The sequence below is a fragment of the Streptomyces sp. NPDC006385 genome (assembly GCF_040612485.1).
Classification (GTDB): Bacteria; Actinomycetota; Actinomycetes; order Streptomycetales; family Streptomycetaceae; genus Streptomyces.
The window spans coordinates 67,839-89,788 of record NZ_JBEXQG010000029.1 but is presented as its reverse complement, the minus strand read 5'-3'; the positions used below and the strand labels follow the sequence as shown (position 1 = coordinate 89,788).

19 protein-coding genes are annotated in these 21,950 nt (G+C 71.8%); 3 read left to right on the top strand and 16 right to left on the bottom strand.

What is annotated here, in order from left to right; genetic code table 11:
* Positions 1–72: 72 nt before the first annotated feature.
* The 7 genes from ABZ078_RS22760 to ABZ078_RS22730 form a co-directional block, all read right to left on the bottom strand.
* Complete coding sequence (locus ABZ078_RS22760) at positions 73–468, bottom strand: tryptophan synthase subunit alpha (RefSeq protein ID WP_356577799.1); 396 nt, start codon at positions 466–468, stop codon at positions 73–75.
* A gap of 232 nt (positions 469–700) precedes the next feature.
* Positions 701–1,060 (bottom strand): SH3 domain-containing protein, encoded by a 360-nt coding sequence (locus ABZ078_RS22755; RefSeq protein WP_355272654.1) that lies wholly within the window; start codon positions 1,058–1,060, stop codon positions 701–703.
* A 278-nt stretch (positions 1,061–1,338) separates the two neighbouring features.
* Positions 1,339–2,055: an A24 family peptidase gene (locus ABZ078_RS22750; RefSeq protein WP_355272656.1), complete on the bottom strand. Its 717-nt coding sequence runs from the start codon at positions 2,053–2,055 to the stop codon at positions 1,339–1,341.
* Positions 2,056–2,187: 132 nt separating this feature from the next.
* Positions 2,188–2,670 carry a hypothetical protein gene (locus ABZ078_RS22745; RefSeq protein WP_356577797.1) on the bottom strand — a complete coding sequence of 161 codons (483 nt, stop codon included), beginning with the start codon at positions 2,668–2,670 and terminating at the stop codon, positions 2,188–2,190.
* Positions 2,671–2,825: 155 nt separating this feature from the next.
* Positions 2,826–3,512: a hypothetical protein gene (locus ABZ078_RS22740; RefSeq protein ID WP_356577796.1), complete on the bottom strand. Its 687-nt coding sequence runs from the start codon at positions 3,510–3,512 to the stop codon at positions 2,826–2,828.
* Positions 3,513–3,667: 155 nt separating this feature from the next.
* Entirely contained in the window at positions 3,668–4,636 is a 969-nt protein-coding gene (locus ABZ078_RS22735) for an ATP-dependent DNA ligase (RefSeq protein WP_356577794.1), read from the bottom strand.
* A gap of 170 nt (positions 4,637–4,806) precedes the next feature.
* Complete coding sequence (locus tag ABZ078_RS22730) at positions 4,807–5,124, bottom strand: hypothetical protein (RefSeq protein ID WP_356577792.1); 318 nt, start codon at positions 5,122–5,124, stop codon at positions 4,807–4,809.
* A gap of 132 nt (positions 5,125–5,256) precedes the next feature.
* On the opposite strand from ABZ078_RS22730, the gene ABZ078_RS22725 reads away from it, so the two are divergent.
* The 3 genes from ABZ078_RS22725 (at position 5,257) to ABZ078_RS22715 (ending at position 11,687) form a co-directional block, all read left to right on the top strand.
* Positions 5,257–6,639 (top strand): IS110 family transposase, encoded by a 1,383-nt coding sequence (locus ABZ078_RS22725; RefSeq protein ID WP_356577790.1) that lies wholly within the window; start codon positions 5,257–5,259, stop codon positions 6,637–6,639.
* Between the two features lie 585 nt (positions 6,640–7,224).
* On the top strand, positions 7,225–10,671 hold the full coding sequence (gene dnaE, locus ABZ078_RS22720) for a DNA polymerase III subunit alpha (RefSeq protein WP_356577789.1): 3,447 nt from the start codon (positions 7,225–7,227) through the stop codon (positions 10,669–10,671).
* Entirely contained in the window at positions 10,668–11,687 is a 1,020-nt protein-coding gene (locus tag ABZ078_RS22715) for a helix-hairpin-helix domain-containing protein (RefSeq protein WP_356577787.1), read from the top strand. Before dnaE ends, ABZ078_RS22715 begins: the two co-directional genes overlap by 4 nt.
* Positions 11,688–11,709: 22 nt before the next feature.
* Here ABZ078_RS22715 and ABZ078_RS22710 read toward each other — a convergent pair whose 3' ends face one another.
* The 9 genes from ABZ078_RS22710 to ABZ078_RS22670 all read right to left on the bottom strand — a co-directional run bounded on the left by ABZ078_RS22710 (position 11,710) and on the right by ABZ078_RS22670 (position 21,944).
* On the bottom strand, positions 11,710–12,993 hold the full coding sequence (locus ABZ078_RS22710) for a hypothetical protein (RefSeq protein ID WP_356577785.1): 1,284 nt from the start codon (positions 12,991–12,993) through the stop codon (positions 11,710–11,712).
* A gap of 116 nt (positions 12,994–13,109) precedes the next feature.
* Positions 13,110–14,558, bottom strand: a complete 1,449-nt coding sequence (locus ABZ078_RS22705; protein ID WP_356577784.1) for a DUF2637 domain-containing protein — start codon at positions 14,556–14,558, stop codon at positions 13,110–13,112.
* A gap of 196 nt (positions 14,559–14,754) precedes the next feature.
* Complete coding sequence (locus ABZ078_RS22700; RefSeq protein ID WP_356577782.1) at positions 14,755–18,597, bottom strand: LysM peptidoglycan-binding domain-containing protein; 3,843 nt, start codon at positions 18,595–18,597, stop codon at positions 14,755–14,757.
* Positions 18,598–18,602: 5 nt separating this feature from the next.
* Positions 18,603–19,040 carry a hypothetical protein gene (locus ABZ078_RS22695; RefSeq protein ID WP_356577780.1) on the bottom strand — a complete coding sequence of 146 codons (438 nt, stop codon included), beginning with the start codon at positions 19,038–19,040 and terminating at the stop codon, positions 18,603–18,605.
* A gap of 12 nt (positions 19,041–19,052) precedes the next feature.
* Positions 19,053–19,490: a TadE family protein gene (locus ABZ078_RS22690; protein ID WP_355272681.1), complete on the bottom strand. Its 438-nt coding sequence runs from the start codon at positions 19,488–19,490 to the stop codon at positions 19,053–19,055.
* Positions 19,487–19,909 (bottom strand): TadE/TadG family type IV pilus assembly protein, encoded by a 423-nt coding sequence (locus ABZ078_RS22685; protein ID WP_030381016.1) that lies wholly within the window; start codon positions 19,907–19,909, stop codon positions 19,487–19,489. Before ABZ078_RS22685 ends, ABZ078_RS22690 begins: the two co-directional genes overlap by 4 nt.
* Complete coding sequence (locus tag ABZ078_RS22680; RefSeq protein ID WP_030381015.1) at positions 19,906–20,103, bottom strand: hypothetical protein; 198 nt, start codon at positions 20,101–20,103, stop codon at positions 19,906–19,908. The genes ABZ078_RS22685 and ABZ078_RS22680 overlap by 4 nt, the downstream gene beginning before the upstream one ends.
* Before the next feature lie 27 nt (positions 20,104–20,130).
* On the bottom strand, positions 20,131–21,030 hold the full coding sequence (locus ABZ078_RS22675) for a type II secretion system F family protein (protein ID WP_051707810.1): 900 nt from the start codon (positions 21,028–21,030) through the stop codon (positions 20,131–20,133).
* Positions 21,027–21,944, bottom strand: coding sequence for a type II secretion system F family protein (locus tag ABZ078_RS22670; protein WP_356577777.1), 918 nt, complete (start codon positions 21,942–21,944; stop codon positions 21,027–21,029). The genes ABZ078_RS22675 and ABZ078_RS22670 overlap by 4 nt, the downstream gene beginning before the upstream one ends.
* Positions 21,945–21,950: the final 6 nt, after the last annotated feature.

Genomic DNA, 21,950 nt, shown 5'->3' with positions numbered 1-21,950 from the left:
CCACCATGATCATGAGACATCCAAGCGGCAGGAACCTAACAGCCGCAGCTGGGGCCTCATGTCACTCGGGGATCACGGCTGAGACATCTGGACTTCCTTTGCATAAGCGGGGCCGTAGTGGTGGACGGGCTGCCAGTAGGTCATGACGACGAGCGCGGCGTTGGAGCCCGCGGCGAGTTCCCGCACGGTGGTGAAGAGGTGCTCGGTGCGGAATCCGGCCCGGAGGGCTTGCTCGGCGGCTCGTTGGATGAGCGGACCGTCCATGAGGGGGTCGCTGTAGGGCAGGCCGATCTCGATCACGTCGGCGGTGGTCGCGAGCAGGTGCAGGGCGTCGAGGCTCTGGTCGAGCGTGGGGTAGCCGGCGGGGAGGTAGGCAGCGAGGGCGGCCCGCTCCTGCCCGCGGGCACGGGCTACTGCCCACTCCAGGCGGGACGCCGGTGCGCGGAGTGGCGAGGAAGTGAGATTCAAGGTGCCCGTCCTGGGACTCGATCGCCCGGTCGGCGGCTCTCGGGCTCGGACCGGCGGAAGACCAGCTGCGGGATGGGAGCCGGGTTCCGTGCGCGGGGTACGCGGACGGCGGCCCGGGTTCACAGGGGGCCGGGCCGCCGTCGCGTCGTCCTGGGCCTGTTCGTAGTGACGGCTCAGGCGTTGGATGGGCCGGGAGAGCTCGGGTTGGGCGTCTCTGCCGACAGGGTGGGGGTCAGTCCAGCTGCATCGGCACGTTGATGTACTGGGCGGCGACCCAGCCCTTCTTGCCCTTGTGGGCGCCGGACTTCACGGTGACGTAGCCCCAGGCGCCGGGCTTGCCGTTGTCGCCCTTGTTGCACTGCCAGTACACGTCGGTGCCCCTGGAGAGCTGCCCGGTGGCGGTGTAGCCGGTGCCAGGGCCCGTGCGGAACTTCACGGTCGTGTACACGTCGGTGTTGAGCCTGATCTGGTGGGTGCAGGCTCCGGCCCCGACGGTCGCGGCGCTGGCGGTGGAGGCGGTTGCGACGGCGCCGCCGAGGAGCAGCGCGCCGGTGGTTGCCACGGTCGCGACGCGGCGGGTGAGGGTGTTCATGTGCGGCTCTTCCTGGTGTCGTCGGCCAGAATTCGCTCGCCGGCGGCCTGCGCGAGGCCTCTCCATCGCGGTGCCGATGAGGCTGGCGAAGGCGGCGAAGAATCGATTCGTCTCGTTTCGGGATTCGATCTTCGTGTCGCGCAGAAGCTTTGACCAGGCTTGGTTCATTCCGGGAAAACGCATTCCGGAACATCGGGGCCAGGTAGAAGCCGCTCAGGAAATTGATATGCAGGAAGGCTAATTACAGGAAGCGGCGTTTCCGGAAATTCCGGGTGAGGTCAGGACGTGACGGAGACCGCCAGGGCCCCGATGACCATGTAGGGGCCGAAGGAGACGTGCGAGCGGCGGGCGCGGCCGGCCGCCATCCGCGCCACCTCCGAGACGGCGCCGACGATGAAGCCCGCAGCCGCTCCCCAAAACAGGACCGTCCAGCTGCTCCAGCCCAGGAGCGCCCCGACGGCCGGTGCGAACTTGACGTCTCCGAGCCCCATGGCGCCGGCGAACGCCATGAGGAGGAAGACGGCGGTGAGCACGGCGGCGGCGGCCGCCGCGCGGCCCAGGCTCCCGGGCTCGCCCGCCATCGCGGCCGCCGTGAGCAGAAGGAGCGTTCCGCCACAGGCTGGAAGGGTGAGAACGTCGGGGAGTCGTTGTACGGCGATGTCGATCAGCGCCAGGGCGACCCCGCACGCGGCCACCCAGTACTGAGCGGCGGCGAACCAGCCGTTCGCTCCGCCCGACGCGATGGCGGCGAACGCGATGGCGGCCGCCGCCTCCGGCACGAGCGGGCGCGGACCGATCGCCTGTGCGCACGCCGGGCAGCGCCCGGAGGCGGGCAGGACCGGCAGCCGGCGGTCGAGAACGGTGCCGCCGCAGTGCGGACAGCTGTTGCGTGCGGCCGCAGGCGCCGGTACCGACCGGGCGAAGACGACGGGGCGCGCCGCAGCGCCGGCCATGGCTCCGATGGCAGCGGTCAGGGCAACACTGAGGGCGGGCAAGACAGACTCCTCGTTCACAGCCCGGCCTCCCCGTTACGGGCCGGTCGGCTTCGACCCTACGGCCCGCGCGACCGCTCCCTTCGCCACGCCCCCGTGACAACGGACGGGCCGTGGCTGGCGTGCGGCAGCCGGTCAGGCCCCTCGTGCTCCGGCGTCGAGGGTCTCCGCCGCGCTGAGGGCCGCCAAGACCTGGGCCTGGCCCTCGACCAGGGGCAGGGCGCCGGCGGCGATCGCCTCGGTGATCCGCGCCGCGTGCTCCAGCGCTATCGCCACGCCGGTCGGTTCTCGGTGCGCGGTCAGAAACTCGAACCCCGCGCGCAGCGCGGCCGCGAGGTCGCCGTCGTGGTCCTCGGGGCCGTTGGCGGCCAACGGCCGCAGCCACAGGTCGGCGTGGGACTGCACGATCTGGGCGTAGGGGCGGTAGTCCATGACGGTGCCGCACCGTCCGCCCGATCCCTCGGCGCTGCGCCGACCGGTCCAGTTGCTCGCCAGCCACCTGTGACGCCGGCAGACCTCCAGCCGGTAGTCCACTGACCGGTCGCGTGTGCGGACGCGGCGTTCGATGACGACGGTCGACGGCTCGGTGCACGTGGTGATCTGGCGCAGGACCGGCACAGCGGCACCCCCTCCTGGTCGATGCTGAGGCTTCGATCATGACCGGCGAGGGGAAGAGCCGTCGTCCACGATTGGACGCTACTGCTGTGACCCAGCTCTCATGCTGGGAGCGGGGTGGGCGACGGCTTCCGCGCGGTGGCGCCCAAGGGGCCTCGCTAGTCCCTCGGTGTGGGTCCGAAGACGGGCGGCCGCTGGTCGTCTCCGGCAGGCCCGACATCGCCGTGCTTCCACTCCGGGTCGTAGGCGCAGGGCACGGAGGCGCCGCCGGTGAAGTACTCGCGGTCCGGGTACCAGGTGAAGGACATCCGCTCGTTGCCGTCGTTCCGCTGGACGAACAGGTCCCAGGACCCGCCATGCTCACCTTCGCGGTAGGAGGTGACCTTCCAGCCCTCATCCTGGAGGAACCGGCGAAGGTGGCGGAGACCGGGGACCGCCTGGCCCGCCGGCACGTGGTCTAGCGCCCACCTGTGGCTCATCGAGTAGGCGCCGTCGATGGTCTCGTCCTTCAGCCCCAGCAAGCCGCCGTCGTAACAGAAGCTGGAGCCGAGCGTGTTCTCCGTGCTGACGCCGATCTTCTCGACTCCGGGTTCTATGGTGCGGGTGAAGCCCATGACGCTGTAGGCCTCCTGGGAACGCTGGAGGGCGCGGTTCGCCATCTCCTCGGGCGCAACGCGGGGGAAGTCCGTCGACGCCCACGAACCCCATGCGAGCAGGCCGATCAGAAGGAAGACGCCGACGAGCGCGGCGCCGCCGCATCCCAGAGCGCCCAGGGCGCGAGAGGAAGCCCTCGGCTCGGGCGCGTCGGGGCTGGTGGCGGGGCTGGGCATGGTCTGGTCGGGCATACGAGCACCCTATGTAGACGTGGCGGCACGGCGGATGGGGGCGGTGACCGGCTCGGCGTGAGTACGCGTACTCACCTCCGCCCACCGGTCCCGAAGGATCAGGGCGCCGCGGACGGGCCAGGTGTTGGGCGTGTGACCGGCCGCGCGGTGACGGATCAGGCCCGGACGTCGCCGGCGGTCATGTCGTCCCGGAGCCGCAGGTAGCGCACCGGGTGACGGTGCCGGCCCAGGTCGAGGGCGGTGTCGGCTTCGACCTCGGCGACAAGGTCGGGCACCACGGGCCGGAACACCAGCGGTTGCTTCGCTCCCCAACCAGCCGAGAGGGTCCGCCCCCACCAGGGATGCTCCGCTCCCGCCGGCCGCAGGGCGGCACCGAGCTCGGCGGCCGCTTTCCTGGGCAGCGGTGTGGAGCGGCCGACCAGGCGCAGCCGGCCCGCCGCGTCGAGCCGGCCCAGCAGGAGGCTCCGGGGCGCGGTCACGGCGCCGGTGACCGCGCCGATGATCCCTTCCACCGTGATGCGGGCCCGCAGCTTCAGCCACCCGCGCTCCCCGGGCCGGTACTTGGAGTCGGGATTCTTGATCATCACACCCTCGATCCCGGCCGCCCCCCAGACCGGGTCCAGCCAGCCGAGGGCGACCTCCCGGTCAGAGGTCTGCGGGCACAGTGCCCACGGTGCCGTCAGCCGGCGTTCTGCGAACAACTCCTCCAAGGCAGCCCTGCGCCGCCGCAACGGCTCATCCAGGAGAGTCGCGCCGGACATCTCGAGCACGTCGAAGACGATCAGGTGGGCCGGTCGCTCCAGCGCCGCCTGCCTGGCCGTGGCACCCCGGCGCCGGGCCCGTTCCTGCAGCACGGCGAAGTCGAGCCCATCCGCTCCCCACACGACCAGCTCGGCATCAAGGACCGCCTCAACGCCGAGCGCGGCCGCGGCTGAGACGACCTCCGGGAACGCGGGGCCCAGATCCGCGCCCCGCCTGGACTGGAGGAACGGCTCCCGAGCGGCGAACAGCAGCACGCGGAACCCGTCGGCCTTCTGCTCGAACAGCGCGGGCGTCGCCCCCACGGACGGCAGCGCGGTGACGGGGCGGGCCAGCATCGGCTCGATGGGCGGAGACAGGTGCACTCTTCCACTCCTACGCCCGGCGCGCCGCGCGCGCCCGTCGGGCTTGGACCGCTCGGTCCGTAACGGTGCCGGAGAGGGGGACCGGCGGTCTCGGCCTCGGGCGGCGGCACGGGTGCGCGGGGCTCCTCCGCGTGCGCGTCCGAGTGGAGGGCGGAGCTGGCGCGGCCAGGTCAGTCGTCGGGCGTGGGCCGGAGCTGCTCGAAGAGACCCGCGGGGTACAGCGGAAGGTCCAGCGCGAGCTCGAGCAGAAGGACCGTGTGAGAGGCGGGAAGCCGGGTCCCGTCCAGGACGGCCTTGACCGTGGGGTGGCTTGCCTGGGCCAGCCGGGCGAGCTCGCGCACGCCGAGGTGCCGCTGGCTCATGGCTGCTTTGAGGTTCTTCGCGAGCGCCTGGCCGAGGTGGGCACCAGGTGGCGCGTCGTCCGTGAGGTCGCCGGATGGCCATTCACCCTGGGCGAGGTGGTCCCGGGGGATCACCTCCCGCGCCATCTCCCACCCCGCTGTGACTGTTATCGCCTGGTGCCTTGAACGCCTCATTTTCCCTGATCCCCGTCTCGGACCCGAACGATCTCGGGTGGTAATTTTTTCTACCATCGATCTTGTGGGGAAGGGGACTGTGCGGTGCTGTTCGTGGGATGCGACTGGTCGGACAAATGGCTCGACTTCGCCGTGCTCAGCGACACCGGCGCCGTGCTCGCCGAACGCCGCATCACCTATGCCGACACCCCGGACCCGGTGGCCGAGTACCAGGCATTCCTCGCCCCGCTGGCGCGGCGGTGGAGGTCGGCCGTCACCGGAATCGAGGACACCGGCATCCTCTTCGCGCGCGCCCTGGCCGCAGCCGGCATGACGGTGGTCCACGTAGACCCGACGCGCGCGGCCCGCCACCGAAGCGCCCTGGGCATCGCGAAGTCGGACAGGGCCGACGCACGGATGCTCGCCGCCATGGTCCGCGCCGGGGTCTACCGGCCGGTCGTCAACAGCAGTCCCGAGGCCCAGGCGCTGCGGACCCTCACGCACGCGCACCGCGACGCCGTCGCAGCCCGAGCGGAAGCCGCGCACAGTCTGCGCGCCGCACTGATCCGGATCTGGCCCGCAGCCACGGCGGCCTGGCCCTCCACGCTCGGCGGTCTGCGCAACGCCCAAGCCAGGGCGGTGCTGGCCGCCGCTCCCGGACCGCGCGCAGCCAGCAGACTCACCCGGGCACAACTGGCACAACTCCTGCGCCAGGCCGGCCGGACCAGGACCGTGGACGACGAGGCCGAGCGGCTACACCTGCTGTTCTGCCGCCCCGCCATGCTCCTCGACCCGCACGTGGAGGAGGCCGAGTCGGTGCGGATCAAGGACCTCGTGGCCGTCCTGGACCGCGCGGTCTCCAGAGCCGCAACCCTGGAGGAAGACATGCACGAGCACTACACGCGTCAGCGGCACTACCCGCTCGTCGCCCGAATCCCGGGGATCGGCCCCGTACTCGGCGCCTACCTGCTCGCCGAGATCGGAGACCGGCCCGAGGAGCGCTTCGGCAGCGGGCGCTCCCTGGCCGCCTACGCCGGCGTCGCCCCGGTCACCTGGGCCTCCGGCTCCACCACCCGGGTGGCCTTCCGCCGGGCCTCCTCCATCCACCTCCGCAGCACACTGCACACGGCGGCGTTCAGCCTGGCCATGCAGTCGCCGGGAGCACAGCACTACTACCGCCGGCGCCGCGCCGCCGGCGACGCGCACGCCACCGCCCTGCGCAAGGTCGGCCGCCGCCTGGTCCTGTGCCTGTACCGGTGCATGTCCACCGGCCTGCCATACGACGACGCGGTCGCCTTCAACTACGACCCAGGGCGGCCGGACGCTCCCATGCTGCAGCGCAGAAGCCCGCTGGACCCCGATGAGATCGACCACGCCCGTCGGCTGCTCGCCGAACCCGGTGCCACCGTCGTGGCAGTGGCCAAGCTCCTCAATGTCAGCACCCAGACCATCTACCGGCACGTCCTCGGCCGCCCCCGGGCAGCCTGACCGGCAAATCGCCCGGCCCGAGGGCGGAGGCGTCCGCCGCCTGAAGCGGCGAAGGCCCCCGCCCTCGGCCCGGGCGGGAGAGGTGGGTGGGCGCGCGGTACGCCCGCTTATCCCAGGGCCCGCGAGCCCCTACGCGGGAATGGCGGCCGCACCGCCCATCCACCTCGCACCACCCTCCACCCAGCCCGGCGCCCGCCACGACCGCAGCGGGGCAAGGCGGCCCGAAGCGGCGAGGCTTTCCGAGCCGCGCTGGCCGACCTGCTGGTCGGGCACGCCGCCCTGCACGGCCCTACGGCTTCTCCGAGCAACCTTCTCCCGCTCATCCCCATCGCCCTGCAGCGCTCGCGTACCGAACCCTGGGCTGGGCGCTGCGTCAACACCGCCCGCACGCGCCTGGTCACCGGCTTCTAGGCCCGTGGCCCGCGGGTCGCATGGTCCGGCTACAACCGGCGTCCGGACGCGGTGCATGCCCGAGTGGGTGAGAGAAGGCGGATCGGACTCGCATGTTCGATTTTAGTTCGAGTAGCGTGGAGTTTCAGCCAGGGCGGTTGATCCGATTTTGGGGGTATTAGACCGGAGTTCGTGATGCGTGACAGCGTTCCCCACCTCCATGTCGCGAGCGGGTTCTCCGCCCGCTACGGCGCCTCCCACCCGCACGTTCTCGTCGCGAGAGCTGCAGAGCGCGGCATCGGGACCCTGGCTCTGACCGATCGCGACATGGTGACCGGAACCGTCCGGTTCGCGAAAGCCGCGATGGAGAACGGGATCCGTCCCGTGTTCGGCGTCGACCTGGGTATCGCCTCCTCCACCGTGCCGACCGAGATGCCGCGCCGAACCCCGGTGCGCGGCGGCGCGCACGTGGCGGAGGCGCCGTACCGCGCCACGTTCCTGGCCCGAGACGCACGCGGCTGGGCGAACCTGTGCCGCCTGGTGTCCGCCGCCCACAGCGACGCCTTCCCCACCAGGGCACCCGTGGCCGCGGCGTGGCCCCGGCTGCAGGAGCGCGCCGGCGATCACCTGACGGTGTTGCTCGGTCCGGCATCCGAGCCGCTGCGGGCCCTGTCCGCCGGCCGCCCCGACATCGCCGAGCAGCTCCTGACCCCCTGGCGGGAGGTGGTCGGCGAAGGCCTCCGACTCGAGGTGGTGTGCTGGGGCCTGTCCGGCACCGGCCCGGGCTCGGTCCGCCTGGCTGCCCACACCCTCGCGCTCGCTGACCGTCTCGGCATCCCGGCCGTACTGACCAACGCGGTCCGCTACGCCGATCCCGAGCAGCACCGGCTCGCGGACGTGCTGGACGCGGCGCGGCTGCTGCGTCCGATCGACCGGCGGCGGCTGGACTGCGGCGAGCGCTGGCTCAAGGAGGCGCCGGCAATGCTCCAGATCGCCGAGCGGGTCGCCGCGGCCGCCGGCGCCGACGCGCGACGGGCCGGGCGGCTGATCGCCGACACGATCGCCGTCGCCGAGGCCTGCGCAGTTGACGCCGTCACGGATCTCGGGCTGGGCGCGCCGCACTTCCCCGAGCCCGAGGTGGTCGGCGCCGACCCAGTGCCGGGTGGCGCGATGCGGCTGCTGCGACAGCGGTGCGAGGCCGGCATGATCGCTCGCGGCCTGGACCTCGACAAGCGGGCGATGGACCAGCTCGACTACGAGCTCGGCATCATCGGCCGCCTGAAGTACGAGCCGTACTTCCTCGCCGTCGCCCAGGTCGTTGCCGACGCCCGCGACATGGGAATCCGCGTCGCCGCCCGCGGCTCCGGCGCCGGCTCCATGGTGAACCACAGCCTCTGGGTGGCCACGGCGAACCCGCTCGAGCACAACTTGCTCTTCGAGCGGTTCCTGTCCGAGCGGCGGGCATCGCTGCCGGACATCGACATTGACGTCGAGTCCGCCCGTCGCCTGGAGGTCTACGACCGGATCATCCAGCGGTTCGGGAAGGAGCGGGTCGCGGTCACCGGCATGCCCGAGACCTACCGCGCCCGCCACGCCCTGCGGGACACCGGGCTCGCGCTCGGTCTGCCGCCGGCGACCGTGGACCGGATCGCGAAGTCGTTCCCGCACTTCCGCGCCAGCGAGATCCGCGCGGCGCTCGTCGAACTGCCCGAACTGCGCTCGCTGGCAGCACAGGCCGAGTCGTACGGACCGCTGTGGGAGCTCGCGGAGGGCCTGGACAAGCTGCCGCGCGGGATCGCGATGCACCCCTGCGGCGTCATCCTGTCCAACAGCAGCCTGCTTGACCGGTTGCCCGTGCAGCCCACGCCGGGCGGCGAGTACCCGATGGTGCAGGCCGACAAGGACGATGTCGAAGACCTCGGCCTGCTCAAGCTCGATGTCCTGGGGGTGCGGATGCAGTCGGCGATGGCTCACGCGGTGAAGGAGATCCGCCGCACCACGGGCCGTGCGATCGACCTGGACAACCCCGACCACGTGCCTTTGGACGACCGGTTCGCCTTCGCGCTGATCCAGGCCTCCGACACGGTGGGCATGTTCCAGCTCGAGTCACCCGGGCAGCAGGACCTGGTCGGCCGGCTCCAGCCCCGTGGCCCGCAGGACGTCATCGCCGACATCTCCCTGTTCCGGCCGGGCCCGGTGGCCGGCGGGATGCCCGCCCTCTACATCGCCGCCCGCCACGGCGCCGCCCCCACCTACCCGCACCCCGACCTCGAACCCGTCCTCGCCGACACGTACGGCGTGACGATCTGGCACGAGCAGATCATCGACATCTTCGCCGTGATGACCGGCTGCGACCGCGCGCTCGCCGAGGTCGCCCGCCGCGGCCTGGGCGACGCCGACCGCCTCCCGAAGATCGAGGGCTGGGTTCGGCAACTGGCCGGAGCCCGCGGCTACACCACCAAGGTCCTCGACGAGGTCTGGGACATCGTCTCCTCGTTCGGCGCGTACGGCTTCTGCCGCGCGCACGCCGTCGCGTTCGCCGTGCCGGCCCTGCAGTCCGCCTGGCTCAAGGCCCACCACCCCGCCGCCCTGTACGCCGGCCTGCTTGAACACGACCCCGGCATGTGGCCGCTGCGGGTCATCGTCGCCGACGCCCGCCGCCACAACGTGCCCGTCCTGCCCGTCGACATCAACGCCTCGAAGCCCACGTACACGGTCGAGGCGACGCCGGACGGCTGGGGGGTGCGGATCTCCCTGTCCACGGTGCACGGCATCAGTGAGGACGAGGTGGCCAGGATCGCGGCCGCGCAGCCCTACACCTCCCTCCAGGACTTCTGGGCCCGGGCCCGGCCGAAGTTGCCGACCGCCGAGCGGCTGATCCGGATCGGCGCGCTCGACCAGCTCAAGGGCGAGGCGTCACGGCGGGACCTGCTGCTGCAGGCAGCCGAGCTGCACCGCCACGCCCGCACTCGTCCCGGCACCGGCCAGCTGCCCCTCGACGCCACGCTGGTGAGCGCCGGACCGGCCGGGCTGAAGGAGATGACCTCCCGCGAGCAACTGGACGCCGAGCTCAGCGTCCTCAAGATCGACGTCTCCCGGCACCTGATGGAGGACCACCACCGCCTCCTGCGCGAGATCGGCGCCACCGACGCCGCCCACCTCAAGGTCATGCACCCCGGGCAGAAGGTCCTCGTCGCCGGCGTCCGGGCCTCCACCCAGACCCCGCCCATCCCATCCGGGAAGCGGGTCATCTTCGTCACCCTCGAAGACGGCTCCGGCCTGGTCGACCTCGCCTTCTTCGAGGACACCCACGAGCAGTGCGCCCACACGATCTTCCACAACGGACTGCTTCTCGTCCGGGGCACGGTCGAAGCCCGCGGCCCGCGGCGCACCGTCGTCGGCGAGATGGTCTGGGACCTCGGCTCCCTCGCCGCCACCCGCGCCACCCACGGCCCCCAGGCCGTCCTTGACCTCCTCGGCCAGAAGCTCGTGCCCACACCCGCCCAGCCCACACCCTCGCGGACGATCCCCGACGGCACCGCCGGCGCCCGACTCCACCCCTACGCGGACCTCGAGCCCGCCGGCAGCCGCTCCGCCGACCTGACCCGACTGGGCCACCGCAGTCAAGGGAGCGCAGGTTGAGCAACACGCAGCCACCCCGCCGCCCGCGCGCCATCGTCCGCATCCACTTCCACACAGAGCAGCGCAGCGAGGCGCTGTTCGCGCAGCTGATGGGCGTGCTGAGCGACATCAGCCCCACCATCGAACCTCTGCCCGCTGACTGGTCCGCCTACATGGACGTCACCGGCTCGCTGAGATTCTGGGATCGCGACGTCGAAGGCCTCGTCGCAGTGGTCCGCCTGCGCCTCCTTGCCCTCCACGGCGTGCAGAGCTCGGCGGGTGCGGGGCCCACGCGGTCGATCGCCGCCATGGCCGCTGCCGTCACGCCGCCCGGGGCCGCGACCATCGTCGGTGGCACCCCGTACGAGATCGCCGCCTTCCTCCGCCCCCGGCCGGCCGCCGCCCTCCCGGGGATCGGGCCGAAGACGGCCCGGACGCTCGCCCGCTACGGCATCTCCACCGTCGGCGATCTCGCCGACACCCAGCCCGCGACCCTGCAGAGGATCCTCGGCGCTGCCGCCCGCCAGATCCAGAACCTCGCCCGCGGCATAGACGAACGCCCGATCGTCCCGGCCGCCGCTCCTCGCTCCATGAGCGCAACCCATCACTTCAACCGGGACGAGCTCGACACCGACCAGCACCAGCGCATCACTCTGGCTCTCGCCGAGGACCTCGGCGCACGCCTGCGCGCAGCCTCCGAGATTGCCCAGGCCCTCACGCTCACCGTGACGTACGCCGATCACACCCACACCACGCGCACACTCACCCTTGCCGAGGCCACCGCCCACACCCCCGCTCTGGTAGGAACCGCCCGCCAGCTCCTGGCCGACCTCGGTCTCCAGCGCGCCCGCGTCCGGGGGATCGGCCTGAGAGCCGAACGACTGCGCCCCGCCGAACACGCGACCCACCAGCTCACCCTCGACTACCGCGACGACAAGCTCCACCGTCTGGAGGCCGCCCTCGACCAGGCACGCGCCCGCTACGGGCCCGGCATCGCCGGCGCGGCCTCCGCCTTCAGAAGCGTTCCGACAGCCTGACGTCTGGCTTATGCGGGCCGGGTCAGCACCCGTACTCGTCGAGCACCGCCCGGGTCGCCCGGTCGAGCGGGCGCAGCGGGTGCGTACTGCCGTCCTCGGCCGGCCCCAGGCGCAGCGTCGTACCCCCCTCAACGGGGGTGACGGTCAGTACGCCGTCGTCGACCATGGCCTGGACGGCGTCGTGCCGGTAGGGGCTGGCGGCGAGGCACCCATCCGCGTACTGGCGGTCGTAGCGGTCGTACGGGCCAGCGAAGTAGTAATCGGCGACGGGCCCTTGGCCCTGCCACACCATGAAGGCGATCACAGCCGCGGCGACCCCGGGCAACGCGGCCCGGGGCCCGGGCGCGGTGATCAGCTTTGGTCCGTGCCGGTAGACCAGAGCTGTCCCGGTGGAGGCGACGAGACCGGCCGCCAGGAACACCAGCGTGTAGTGGGACAGCAGGTCGGCCCGCTGCCCGAAGGTGAGCGGGAGCCCGGTGCACGCGAGCACCAGCCAGCCGAACCCGGCCAGCGTCGCGGCCTGGTAACCATTGAGCTTCGCCGGCCACTTCGCCCGATCCGGCACCAGTTGCCGCTCGCGTCCCACCCAGCGCCCAGCCCCGCGCAGCCGCCCGGGCTCCGGAGCGACGCCGCCAGCCCGGCGATCGATAAGAAGGGCGAGGACCGCATCACCGAACGCGAGGGCCCTGGTGTGCACCGCGAACCGGTCGCGCGAGAGCTGATTGAACTCGTCCTGACGGCCAGGCTGGATCCGCATGCCCCTGCCCCGGGGGAAGGCGCGGTTGAGCGGGTGACCGGGGTCAGGGAACCCGGGCAGCGTGGGCGCCGACCTGCCACCGCCGACCAGGTCGGCGACCGGGTCGCCAGTCCGCTCGGGGTTGAACGACTCATACAGCCGATCAACGTTCCGGTCGCCGTAGAGGCTGGCCTGCAACGCCTCGGCCTGTTCGACGACAGCGGCAAGGAGAGCGTCGGAAGGGGCGCTGCGCAGCTGCCGCAGCGCGGCGTTCCCGGGGATGGCCCGCCACACCCCGCCAAGCCGGTCCAGGGCCCGCGCCTTCCACACATCGCGCAAGCACGGCCAGACGCGGGCGACCGGCAGTCGCCGGGGCGGACGCCGGTCGGTGAGGTGCGCACGCAGCAGCGTGCTCGCGCTGCGCAGATAGTCGGTCTCGGCCGTGTAGGAGATCGCTACAGCGGTCGTGCGCTCCTCGCTCGGAGCGTCGTCCACGCGCTGGGCGGCGGCCCGGGCGGCATGGCCCTGGGCGCTCAGCTCGGCGATCGCTCGATGCCAGCGGCTGCTCACCGGCCGCCCCCTTCTGTACCCGGTGTGGTGTCGCCCAGTGAGGCTACCCGCATGGTCCGACACGCCACGCTCCCCGGCTCGGCCCTACCGGCCGGGGAGGTGCGAGTCAGACCAGTTCAGGCCGCCACCGGTTCGAGGGACCAGTTCAGGTCGACGTGGGTGGCACCCTCGCGGACCACGATGGGGCCGTGCTCCCTCTCCAGGCGGCGGTACTCGTTGCCGCCGGAGTTCGGGTTCTTGTACCCGGCCCACTTGCCGAGGTCGGCCTGCGACAGGGCGACGCCGGCGGCCTGGTGGGCGATGTAGATCCGCTCGGCGCGCTGCCGATGGGTGAGGTTCTTCGGCAACACCGAGAGGTCGATGTCGATTCTCAGCTCCTGAGTCTCTTCGTCTTCCTCGTCCTTCGGCGGGGTGTGCTGCTCGGCGACGGGCTTCTCGCGCTCGCGCTTCTCTTCCTGCTCCTTGTCTTCGTGCGCGTCCTCGCCACCACCTGGCCGTGACTTCTCATCCGGCTCGCTGGCGGGCGCGCCCTTGGCGGCAGACTCGACAGGCTCTCGCTCAGTTCCCGGCTCCGGCTCCGGCTCCGGCTCTGCCTTCGGCTCCGGGATGGCCGCCGGGCGGGGCTCCGCCGTGGGAGCTTCCGGAGTCTCCTCCGCAGCCGACACCTGTTCGCCCTGCGAGCTGATGACCGGCGCCGACGCAGCAGTGGCCGGTGGCGTCACCGCGCTCACCAGGGGCTCTTCGATCTCCTCGACGGTGGCGGCACGCGGGGCACCGGCCGCCAGCGCGTTCACCGACGTCATCTCGGCCGGGGCGACGCGTTCCACGGTCACCTCCGCCGGGCCGGACGGTCGGGGGCGCTGGGAGCCGATCACGCGGACGTTGTCGACGGTCGCCAGAAGCTCGGACCGCCACGCCTTCCACATTTTGACCGGTGCGCCGATCGGCCAGGGCAGCCACAGCAGCAGGCTGTAGCCGCGGTCCTGGTCGGCCTTGCGGCGCTTCTGCCGGCCCATGATGACCTGCTCGATCTTGTAGAGCAGCATCTCGAGCAGGATCGCGTACACCAGCGGCGGCACCACGGCGAGGAACGCGCTGCCGGCTCCCGTTCCGGGGGCGTGGAGAAGGTTCATCGCCGCCGAGGCGGACACGAACGCGAGCAGCAGGATCCGCGTGATCGCGCTGGACCGCAGCGTCAGGGCCTCGAAGAAGCGGATGAGGGAGAGGCTGAGGGCGCCGGCGTCCAGGAGCAAGGCGAAGCCGGTCGCAGCGTCCCAGTCGCCGCCGTTGTGCGCGTGGGCATATTCGCGCTGCGCCCCGAAGGAGAGCCAGGCGGCGATGCCGGCGAGGACGAACATCATCAGGCAGCCGATGCCGAGCGCGATCACGGCGAGGCGGCGCTGCCAGGCGTGGCGGCGCTGGAGGGCGAGTTCGGCGCGCTCCTCGGCGGTGGCGTTCTGCTCGGCGGCCCTGCGGCGACTGCCCAGCAACAGGGCAGCGGTCGTCGCGGTCCCGATCCCTGCCACCGCGAGGCCGGCGGACAGCGACCACTGGAAGGTGGTCATCGGCAGCTCCCTTCCCTGGAGCGGGCCGCCGGGGTGGTGGGCTCGGCGGGCGGGACGGCGGCGTGCTGCCGGCGGCGGCTCATGTGCGCGGTCTCCTTCGTCGGATGGTCGGCCGAAGAGGCCCCTCGCTCTCTACAGGTGTGATCGAGCGGTGCGGTGTGACACCGGAGGTCGGTGAATCTCGGACGGATCGTGGTCATGAGGCGGCGGACCCCAAAGTGGGCTGGATCCTCTCCCCTTTGAGGAGCGTGCGAAGCAGCCCGACGGTCTCGGGCGAGGAGTCGACGCCCTCCTCGGCGTTGATCCGGGCCAGCTGCGCGGCGGCGCGCTCCAGGCCCTCGCGGTCGCCCATCTCGTGGCAGATCGTGAAGAGGTCCCGGTAGAGCAGCTCCGACTGCGCGTCGACGAGCATGCCCTTGGTGACGGCCTGGGCCGCGGCCCGGTAGTCGCGGACGTGACGGCGGCGTTCGGCGAGCTCGTGGGCGACGTCGACGATCGCGCTGATCATCTCCTGGATGTCGGCCTCCGCCCAGGTGTACTTGGACGGGTCGACGTCCGCGAAGGGGCGGCCGCGTACGAGGGCCAGGGCATGGGCGAGGGCGATGTCGGCGTCCTGCCCGTCGTGGTGCATGCCCTGCTGGTACAGCTCCTTGAACCGGTCCCAGTCCGAGGTGACGGCGGGACCGAGCTGGTAGACACCGTCCGTGACGTCCGGGAGGTAGGCGCCGCGGGGGTCCTCGGCGGGCAGGTTGGGGTCCCGGCCCAGCCAGGAACGCAAGCGCGAGATCGCGGTGTTGCGGGTGCTGGCGGTCCTGCGCAGCCCAGGCCAGATCGCGTTGTCCAACTCCTGGCGGCCCAGGCCCGGGTGGAGCACGAGCCAGGCGGCGATCTCCATGAGGTGGTTGCGCCGACCGCTGCTCACGCGGCCCTGCGTACCCGTCAGCGCCACCGGGCCGAGAACTTGGACCTGAGGGCCTTCGGGCTCGGCAGGCGGAGTGGCCAGCGCGGCCAGGATGGTGGACGTCGCGGCGCTCGGCCGGGGGATGATCCGCGCGGGCGGTGCCGCCGCGGTCGCCGTGGCATCGGCGAGGGTGGCTGGGGACAGCGCGGACTCCGCGTCGTCGTCTTCCCCAGGCAGCGCCGGGCCTGCCTCTGCTGCTTCCTCGGCGGCCAGGTCCTCGCCGAGCGCGGCCGCGGACAGGCCAGATCCCGCCTCGTCGTCGTCCTCCGGCTGGAGGGGCGAGTCGTCATCCTGTTCCGCCAGCACCTCTTCGAGGACCGTGTCGAAGTCCTCGTCCGGCTCGGGCTCGCCCCAGACGTCCGCACCGAGCGCGGAAGCAGCCTCGGAGTCCTCCTCCGGCTCAGGTTCGTCGTCCCAGCCGGAGGGCTCGGCCGGCGCGTTGCCGTCGCTCTCCTTGTCGCTCTCCTCGTCGTGCGCCTCGTCGGCGGCAGGCCCGGCGACCGCGGGGGACAGAGCGCTGCCCTCGTCCTCGTCGCCCGGGCGGTCACCGTCGACCGGTCCCTCGTCGGACGAGAGGTGGGAGGAGGCCGTGAAGCTCGGCAGGGCGGTCGCCAGGTTGCTGCCCTGGACGGCGACTGTGGTGCTCACCCGGGGGGCTGCAGTGGCTTCCGGCGCGAGCGCGGAGGCCTCGGCGACCGGCGCCGCGGGGCGGGGGCCGTTGGTGTCAGCCGGGCCGGTGTGCCCGGTCCACGCCGGCGGGGCGACGTCATCGGTGCGGCTGGAGGTAGCGATCAGCTGGACGAGCCGGTCGTAGGAGTCGGCGTCCAGGTGCTGGAGCTTGACCGCGAGGCCCAGGTCGGGCAGTTCGACGATGCTGCCGGGCTGGGCGGGCAGGGTCCAGGCGCCCGGCAGGTCGAGTTCGCCGCCAGCGGCGGTGACGACCGCGACCGAGGTGCGGGGCCGGGAGGTGAGGAGGTCCTCGAGTTCGGTGGCCGCCGTGCTGGTGGGCGGCGCGGTGGCGATGAGGATGCGGGGGATCCAGGTGTCGCCGCCGTCCTCGCTGAGCCGGGCGGCCCGCAGGTGGTCGTGCCCGCCGTCGGCGAGGGCCTGGCGCTGGAAGGCGTCATGCGCCTGGAGGTCGGTGGTGGCGGTGCCGAGGTCTGCGTGGTGCTCGATCTGGTCGGGGTAGAGGTGGTGCAGGTCGCTGCCGGCGCCGGCGAGGACGATCTGCGTGTCGGGCGCCAGCCGGGAGGAGGCGAGTTCGACGGCGAGGGCGAGCATGACCGCACGCACGTCGGCCGGGCTGCCGGCCAGGCGCAGCAGGCCAATGGCCTCCAGGTTGACCAGGACCGCGTCGCCGTCCTCGGTCTCGCCCAGGCTCACCAGGGCCGGATAGGGCACCGTGACGTCGGCGGCCTCGTCCTCGTCGAGGAGAGCCGCACCGCGGGCGGGGCAAGTCCACACCGTCGGGTTGCCCTCGTTCTCAGTGAACGGCGCAACGGGCGGGGTGACGGCGGCCAGGTGGAGCTCGATGCCGCGTGCGGTGATGCGCATCGCCTCGACCTCGGGCAGAGGCCGGCCGGCCTGGAGGCAGTTGGCGGCCAGGGTGCGCAGGGCGCGGTCGGCGAGCGCGATGCCGGTGATGTCGGACGCCACACGCAGCTGCTTCTCGAAGTCGGCGGTCGCACCGGAGGGCATCGGGATACGCCGCTTGGGGCGCCGACGGCGCTGCTGGCGGGCGCGACGGGTCGCGACGACCGCGAGGACGGCCGCGGCCAGGATGCTCCCCGTCGCGGCGATGGTCCGCACGCTCTGGTCACCGCTGTCGGCGGTCTCCGCGGTCTCGTCCGTCTCGGGTGTCTGGGTGGGCGTGCCGTGCTGCTCCCGCTCACGGTCAGGTGCAGGGCTCTGCACGGCCGGCTGCTCGGTCGGGGTGTCCGGCCGGGCGGTCGGCTGCCCACCGCCCTGCCTGTCCTTGTCCGCGCCCTGACCGGGGGTCTGGGCAGTCTCGCCCTTGTCTCCCTTATCGGCGCCCTGGCCGGGCGGCTGCGTCTGCTCTGCGCCGGGCCGCTCCTCGGCCTGGTCCGGGGCGGCGGGCTGCTCGTGCGGCGGCTGCGCCTTCTCCGGAGCTGAGTCGCTCTGGTCGCTGTCGTCGGTGCTGGCCGCGGCGGGAATCTGCAGCTTCCAGCCGGGGTAGATCTCGTCGGGGTCGGCGAGGACGCGCCCGTCGTCCTGCTTCACGCCCTTGTTCGCTTCGACAATCCTCGGGTAGGCGTCGGCGTCACCGAGCTCGTCCTCGGCGATGCCGGTGAGAGTCTCGCCCGCGCGGACAGTGTGGGTCTGGTCGGTGGCGGCCGTGGAGCCGGAGGTCTGCGGACGGGCTCCGTCCTGATCGGTGGAAGGCGCGGGCGAGGCGTCGGCCGGCAGGCGCAGAATCCAGCCGGGCTGCAGGACGGTGGTGTCGGGGGTGACGAGGGAGCCGTCCGCCTGGCGTACGCCTTCGTTGGCGTCGACGATCCGGTGCCACTCGATTCCGGCGCCCAGACGCTTCTCTGCGATGTCCCAGAGGGTGTCGCCGTCCTGAACGTGGTGGACGGGGCCGTCCCAGGCGGCGGAAGAAGAAGCCGCGGCCTTGGTGGCGGTGGCCGCCGCAGAGTGGGCGTCGGCGGTAACGGTGGCCACGGTGGCGGGGGCGGCGCTGGCAGGTGATGCCATCGCCGTGCCGGTCGGCAGCAGGACGAGGATGCCGCCGACGAGGGCGCCGGCGAGCTGCTGGGATCCGCCGAGCATGCGGATCCGGGGCGCGCGGACGTTCCGCAGCGCGGCGCCCGTTTCCAAGACGACCGAGACCACGAAGCTCAGCCAGCCGTACCAGCCGATGAGGGTGACGGCGCCCAGGAACAGCTGGCCGGAGTCGGGGCTGGTGAGCGCGGCGGTGATCTCGTCGAAGCCGGGGACGTGGTCGGGCAGGACCCCGATGCCGAGCAGAACAGCGGGCACGCCCGCCAGGAGGGCGACCAGGGCCACCAGGGCGAAGAGGGCACGTATGAGTCGGGCTGCGGTACTGCGGTTTCTCATGATCGTCACCCTCGGTAGACCAGGTTGGCGATGCCGTGGCCGGTGACGGTGCCGCTGGCGCCGCCTAGGAAGAGGGCGCGGTACGACTCGGTCACGGTCACTTCCAGGGACCCGCCGTCCTCGCTCACGCTTACCGTGCCGCTGACACCTTCGCGGCTGAGGTAGCTCCGCGCGGCGGCGACCGCGGCGTTGCGGTCGACGGTGATGCCTCCGCCGGAGATGGCCTTGCCCGCATCGACGGCCTGGCCGCCGGCCCGCGCGGCCTCGTGCGCGACGCCCTCGGCGTGAGTGAGGGCCCGCAGTTTGCCGGCGCCGTCGTAGACGAGCGCTGCCACGAGGAACAGCGCCACGACGGTGACGAGAACGAACAGGCTCATCGACCCGCGGTCGTCGCGCAGGGCGCGACGGATCCGGCGGGTGAACGCGAAGCGGGCGGGTGTCATGCGGTGGTCCTGTCAGCCGCGCTGGCGGTAGGAGTCGATTGACGAGGTAAAGCTGCTGGTCAGAGTCTTGGAACCGGGCAGTCCAGGCAGTCCGATGTCGGAGAGGCGGACCGTGCACGTCACCGTGGCGGTGGTGGAGGCCGGCTCGCCAATCCGTGCGGAGAACCCGCCGGTGGAGATGGAGATGGACGTGGAGGTGCACTCCAGCCCTTGCTGGCTCAGGACGCTGCGCGCCATCTGTGAACCGGCGCTGCTGGCCGAGCCGCCGCTGCGTTCCAGCGAGGCGGCGCGGGCGGCGTTGCGGGCGGCGGTGTCGACGGCGTTGCTGGCGGATCCGATGCGGCCGAACGCGATGACCAGCAGGAGCACCATGATGAGGACGGGAAACAGGATGACGGCTTCCAACGACAGCGCGCCGCGGTCGTCCCTGAGCCTTCGGGCGATGGTCACCGGGCCTCCGTGATGCGCTCGGTGGCCGCGTCCGCGTGCTGGTCGATCTTGAGCTTCAGGCCGGGGATCATCGTGTCGACGTAGCCGGTGACGCGGATCCGCACCGTCTCCCCCTTGCTGCCGCTGACGGACAGACCCGAGATGCTGCTGCCAGCCCGGGAGAGAAAGTCGCGGGCCTCGGCGGTGCCGGTGCCTGCGGACGCCCCCCGGACGCGGGCCGATTCCACTCCCAGCTGGGCGGCCGACATCGCCACATTGCGCGCGTGCCACCACAGCCCGACGTGCACGACCAGCAGGATGGCCAGGAGCACGACGGGAAAGACGATCAGCATCTCCAGGGACAAGGCTCCGCGGTCCCGCACGTCGCGTTCTGCGAGCGCGCGGGACCAGCGCCGTACGGCCTTGCGGAGGCGGGTCACTTGATCGTTGCCGCCTTCTCGCTGACCTTGGTGGCGATGATGGCGACGGCCACGCCGGCAGCGACGACGAGACCGGCGATGATCATCATGGTCTCGATCGATATGGCGCCGCGGTCGTCGCGGACGTTGCGCAGCCGGTCGATCCGGGCGCTGAAGAATGCCTTCAGGAAGGTGAAGTTCGGGTCGGTACCCATCGTGAATTTCCTTGTCTCTTAACGGAATTAGCTGGCCATGATCCGCGAGAGCGCGGGGTAGCCGATGTAGACAGTCATGATCAGGACCAGCATCGCGACGGGCATCACCATTTTTTCGGATGCCATGTTCGCCTGGGCCTTCGCGGCGGTGACCAGGGCGCCGGAGAGCGACTTGGCCTGCGCGCCGAGGGTGTCGCCGACGGCCGCGCCCTCCTCGCCGGCGATCGCGATGATGTCGGCCGGTGCTCCGAGCTCGGGGACATCGAGCTCGAGGGACAGACGCTTGAGGCCTTCCCACGGGCTGATGCCTTCGAGTTCGGCGCGCGTGATGGTGTCCCGGATCTTCGCGAAGACCCAGCCTTCCCCGACTTCGGCGGCCTTCTTCAGGGCCTGGGTCGGGGCCGCGTCCGCGGCACGTTCGAGCTGGACCAAGCGCAGGTAAGCCTTGACGGCATACCGGAAGTCCTCCTTCGCCTCCACCGCCTGCTGCTTGAGCTGGAGGTCGGGCAGGAGCCAGAAGACAACCGCGAGACCGAGACTGGCGATCGCCGGAATCGCGAATGGCAGTGGAAAGCCGGCCAAGGCCGCCAGGGTCACCACCAGGAGGGGCAGCAGCAGCCCGTACAGGGCGAGTCCGAGCTTGCGGCCGAGGTGGGCGGCGGGGGACCGGCCCACGAGTTCCAGCTGCTGGCGGGGCAGGCGCAGGGTGCCTTCCCCGGCGGTGCGCAGCAGGAACGCGCCGGCCTTCTCCATCAGCGTGTTGGGCTGGCTGTCCCGGTTACGGTCGAGGTTCTCGAGCCGGGTGGCGTCCATCCGGTTAAGGACGTCGCCGAGGTCGGGCCGGCCGGGAAGGATGCCGCGGGCGGCGATCACCAGGCCGAGGCCGGCGACGGCGCCGCCGACGACGGCATAAGGGGAGAAGATCACGGCGCCTCCTCGGCGATCGGGCCGCCGGAGCGGTCGGCAGGAGACAGGAACCGGGGCGCGGGCTCGATGATCGCCATGCGACGCATCCAGATCTTGACCAGAACGAACGCGACGCCGACGAAGGCCAGCACGAGCTGCCCGGTGAGCGTGTTGTAGGGCTCGACATACGTCCCGGAGAACGCGGTGATGCCGAAGATCCCCAGGCAGAAGATGGTCACCCAGCGGTCGTTCGTCCGCGGCTTCTGCCTGTCGGCTTCGACTTCGCGGCGCGCCAGGACCTCGTGCTGGAGGGCATCGGCGAGCTCGCGCAGGGCCTTGCTCAGGCCGCTGCCGCGGTCCTCGACGTGCAGGATCAGCAGGGCGGCCACCTCGTCGACCATGGCGTCGTTGAGGTCGTCAGCGAATGCCCGGTAGGCATCCTGGGGCACCCAGCCCGACTGCTGACGCGAGACGAGCAGCCGTACGTCCTCGCGGATCGCCTTGGGGACGGTTTCCAGACTGCGCTGGATGGTGGCCTCCAGGCTCACGCCGACGGTGTGGATGTCGGACATGCGCCGCACCCACTCCTCGATCGCTTCGAGCTTGTCGATCTGCGACTTGCCGCTGCCGGAGGTGTTCAGCAGCCAGGGCAGACCCAGCACGACGGCGAGGGTGACGAGCCCACCGGTCAGCCAGCCGGTGAACAGCCACACTCCCAGGCCCGCCAGGACGGCGCCGGCCAACCGGGCCTGGCCGCGGGCCCACCAAGAGGTGGGCGTGCGGGCGTCCTTGACGAAGAAGGCACGGACCTTGCGCTCCAGGCGACTGCGGCGGCGCACGGTGGTCGAGGGTGCCCAGCCGACGCCACCGGCCACAGCCAGGACGAGGCCGCCGACGGCGGCCAGTCCGCCGAGCGCGGCGATCAGAGAGCTCAAGGTGAG

What these genes read in the sequence shown, in the direction of transcription:
- ABZ078_RS22755 (WP_355272654.1), bottom strand. Translation starts at nt 1,060, where the DNA reads ATGAACACCCTCACCCGCCGCGTCGCGACCGTGGCAACCACCGGCGCG.
- ABZ078_RS22740 (WP_356577796.1), bottom strand. Translation starts at nt 3,512, where the DNA reads ATGCCCGACCAGACCATGCCCAGCCCCGCCACCAGCCCCGACGCGCCC.
- ABZ078_RS22730 (WP_356577792.1), bottom strand. Translation starts at nt 5,124, where the DNA reads ATGGCGCGGGAGGTGATCCCCCGGGACCACCTCGCCCAGGGTGAATGG.
- dnaE (WP_356577789.1), top strand. Translation starts at nt 7,225, where the DNA reads ATGCGTGACAGCGTTCCCCACCTCCATGTCGCGAGCGGGTTCTCCGCC.
- ABZ078_RS22705 (WP_356577784.1), bottom strand. Translation starts at nt 14,558, where the DNA reads ATGACCACCTTCCAGTGGTCGCTGTCCGCCGGCCTCGCGGTGGCAGGG.
- ABZ078_RS22700 (WP_356577782.1), bottom strand. Translation starts at nt 18,597, where the DNA reads ATGAGAAACCGCAGTACCGCAGCCCGACTCATACGTGCCCTCTTCGCC.
- ABZ078_RS22695 (WP_356577780.1), bottom strand. Translation starts at nt 19,040, where the DNA reads ATGACACCCGCCCGCTTCGCGTTCACCCGCCGGATCCGTCGCGCCCTG.
- ABZ078_RS22680 (WP_030381015.1), bottom strand. Translation starts at nt 20,103, where the DNA reads ATGGGTACCGACCCGAACTTCACCTTCCTGAAGGCATTCTTCAGCGCC.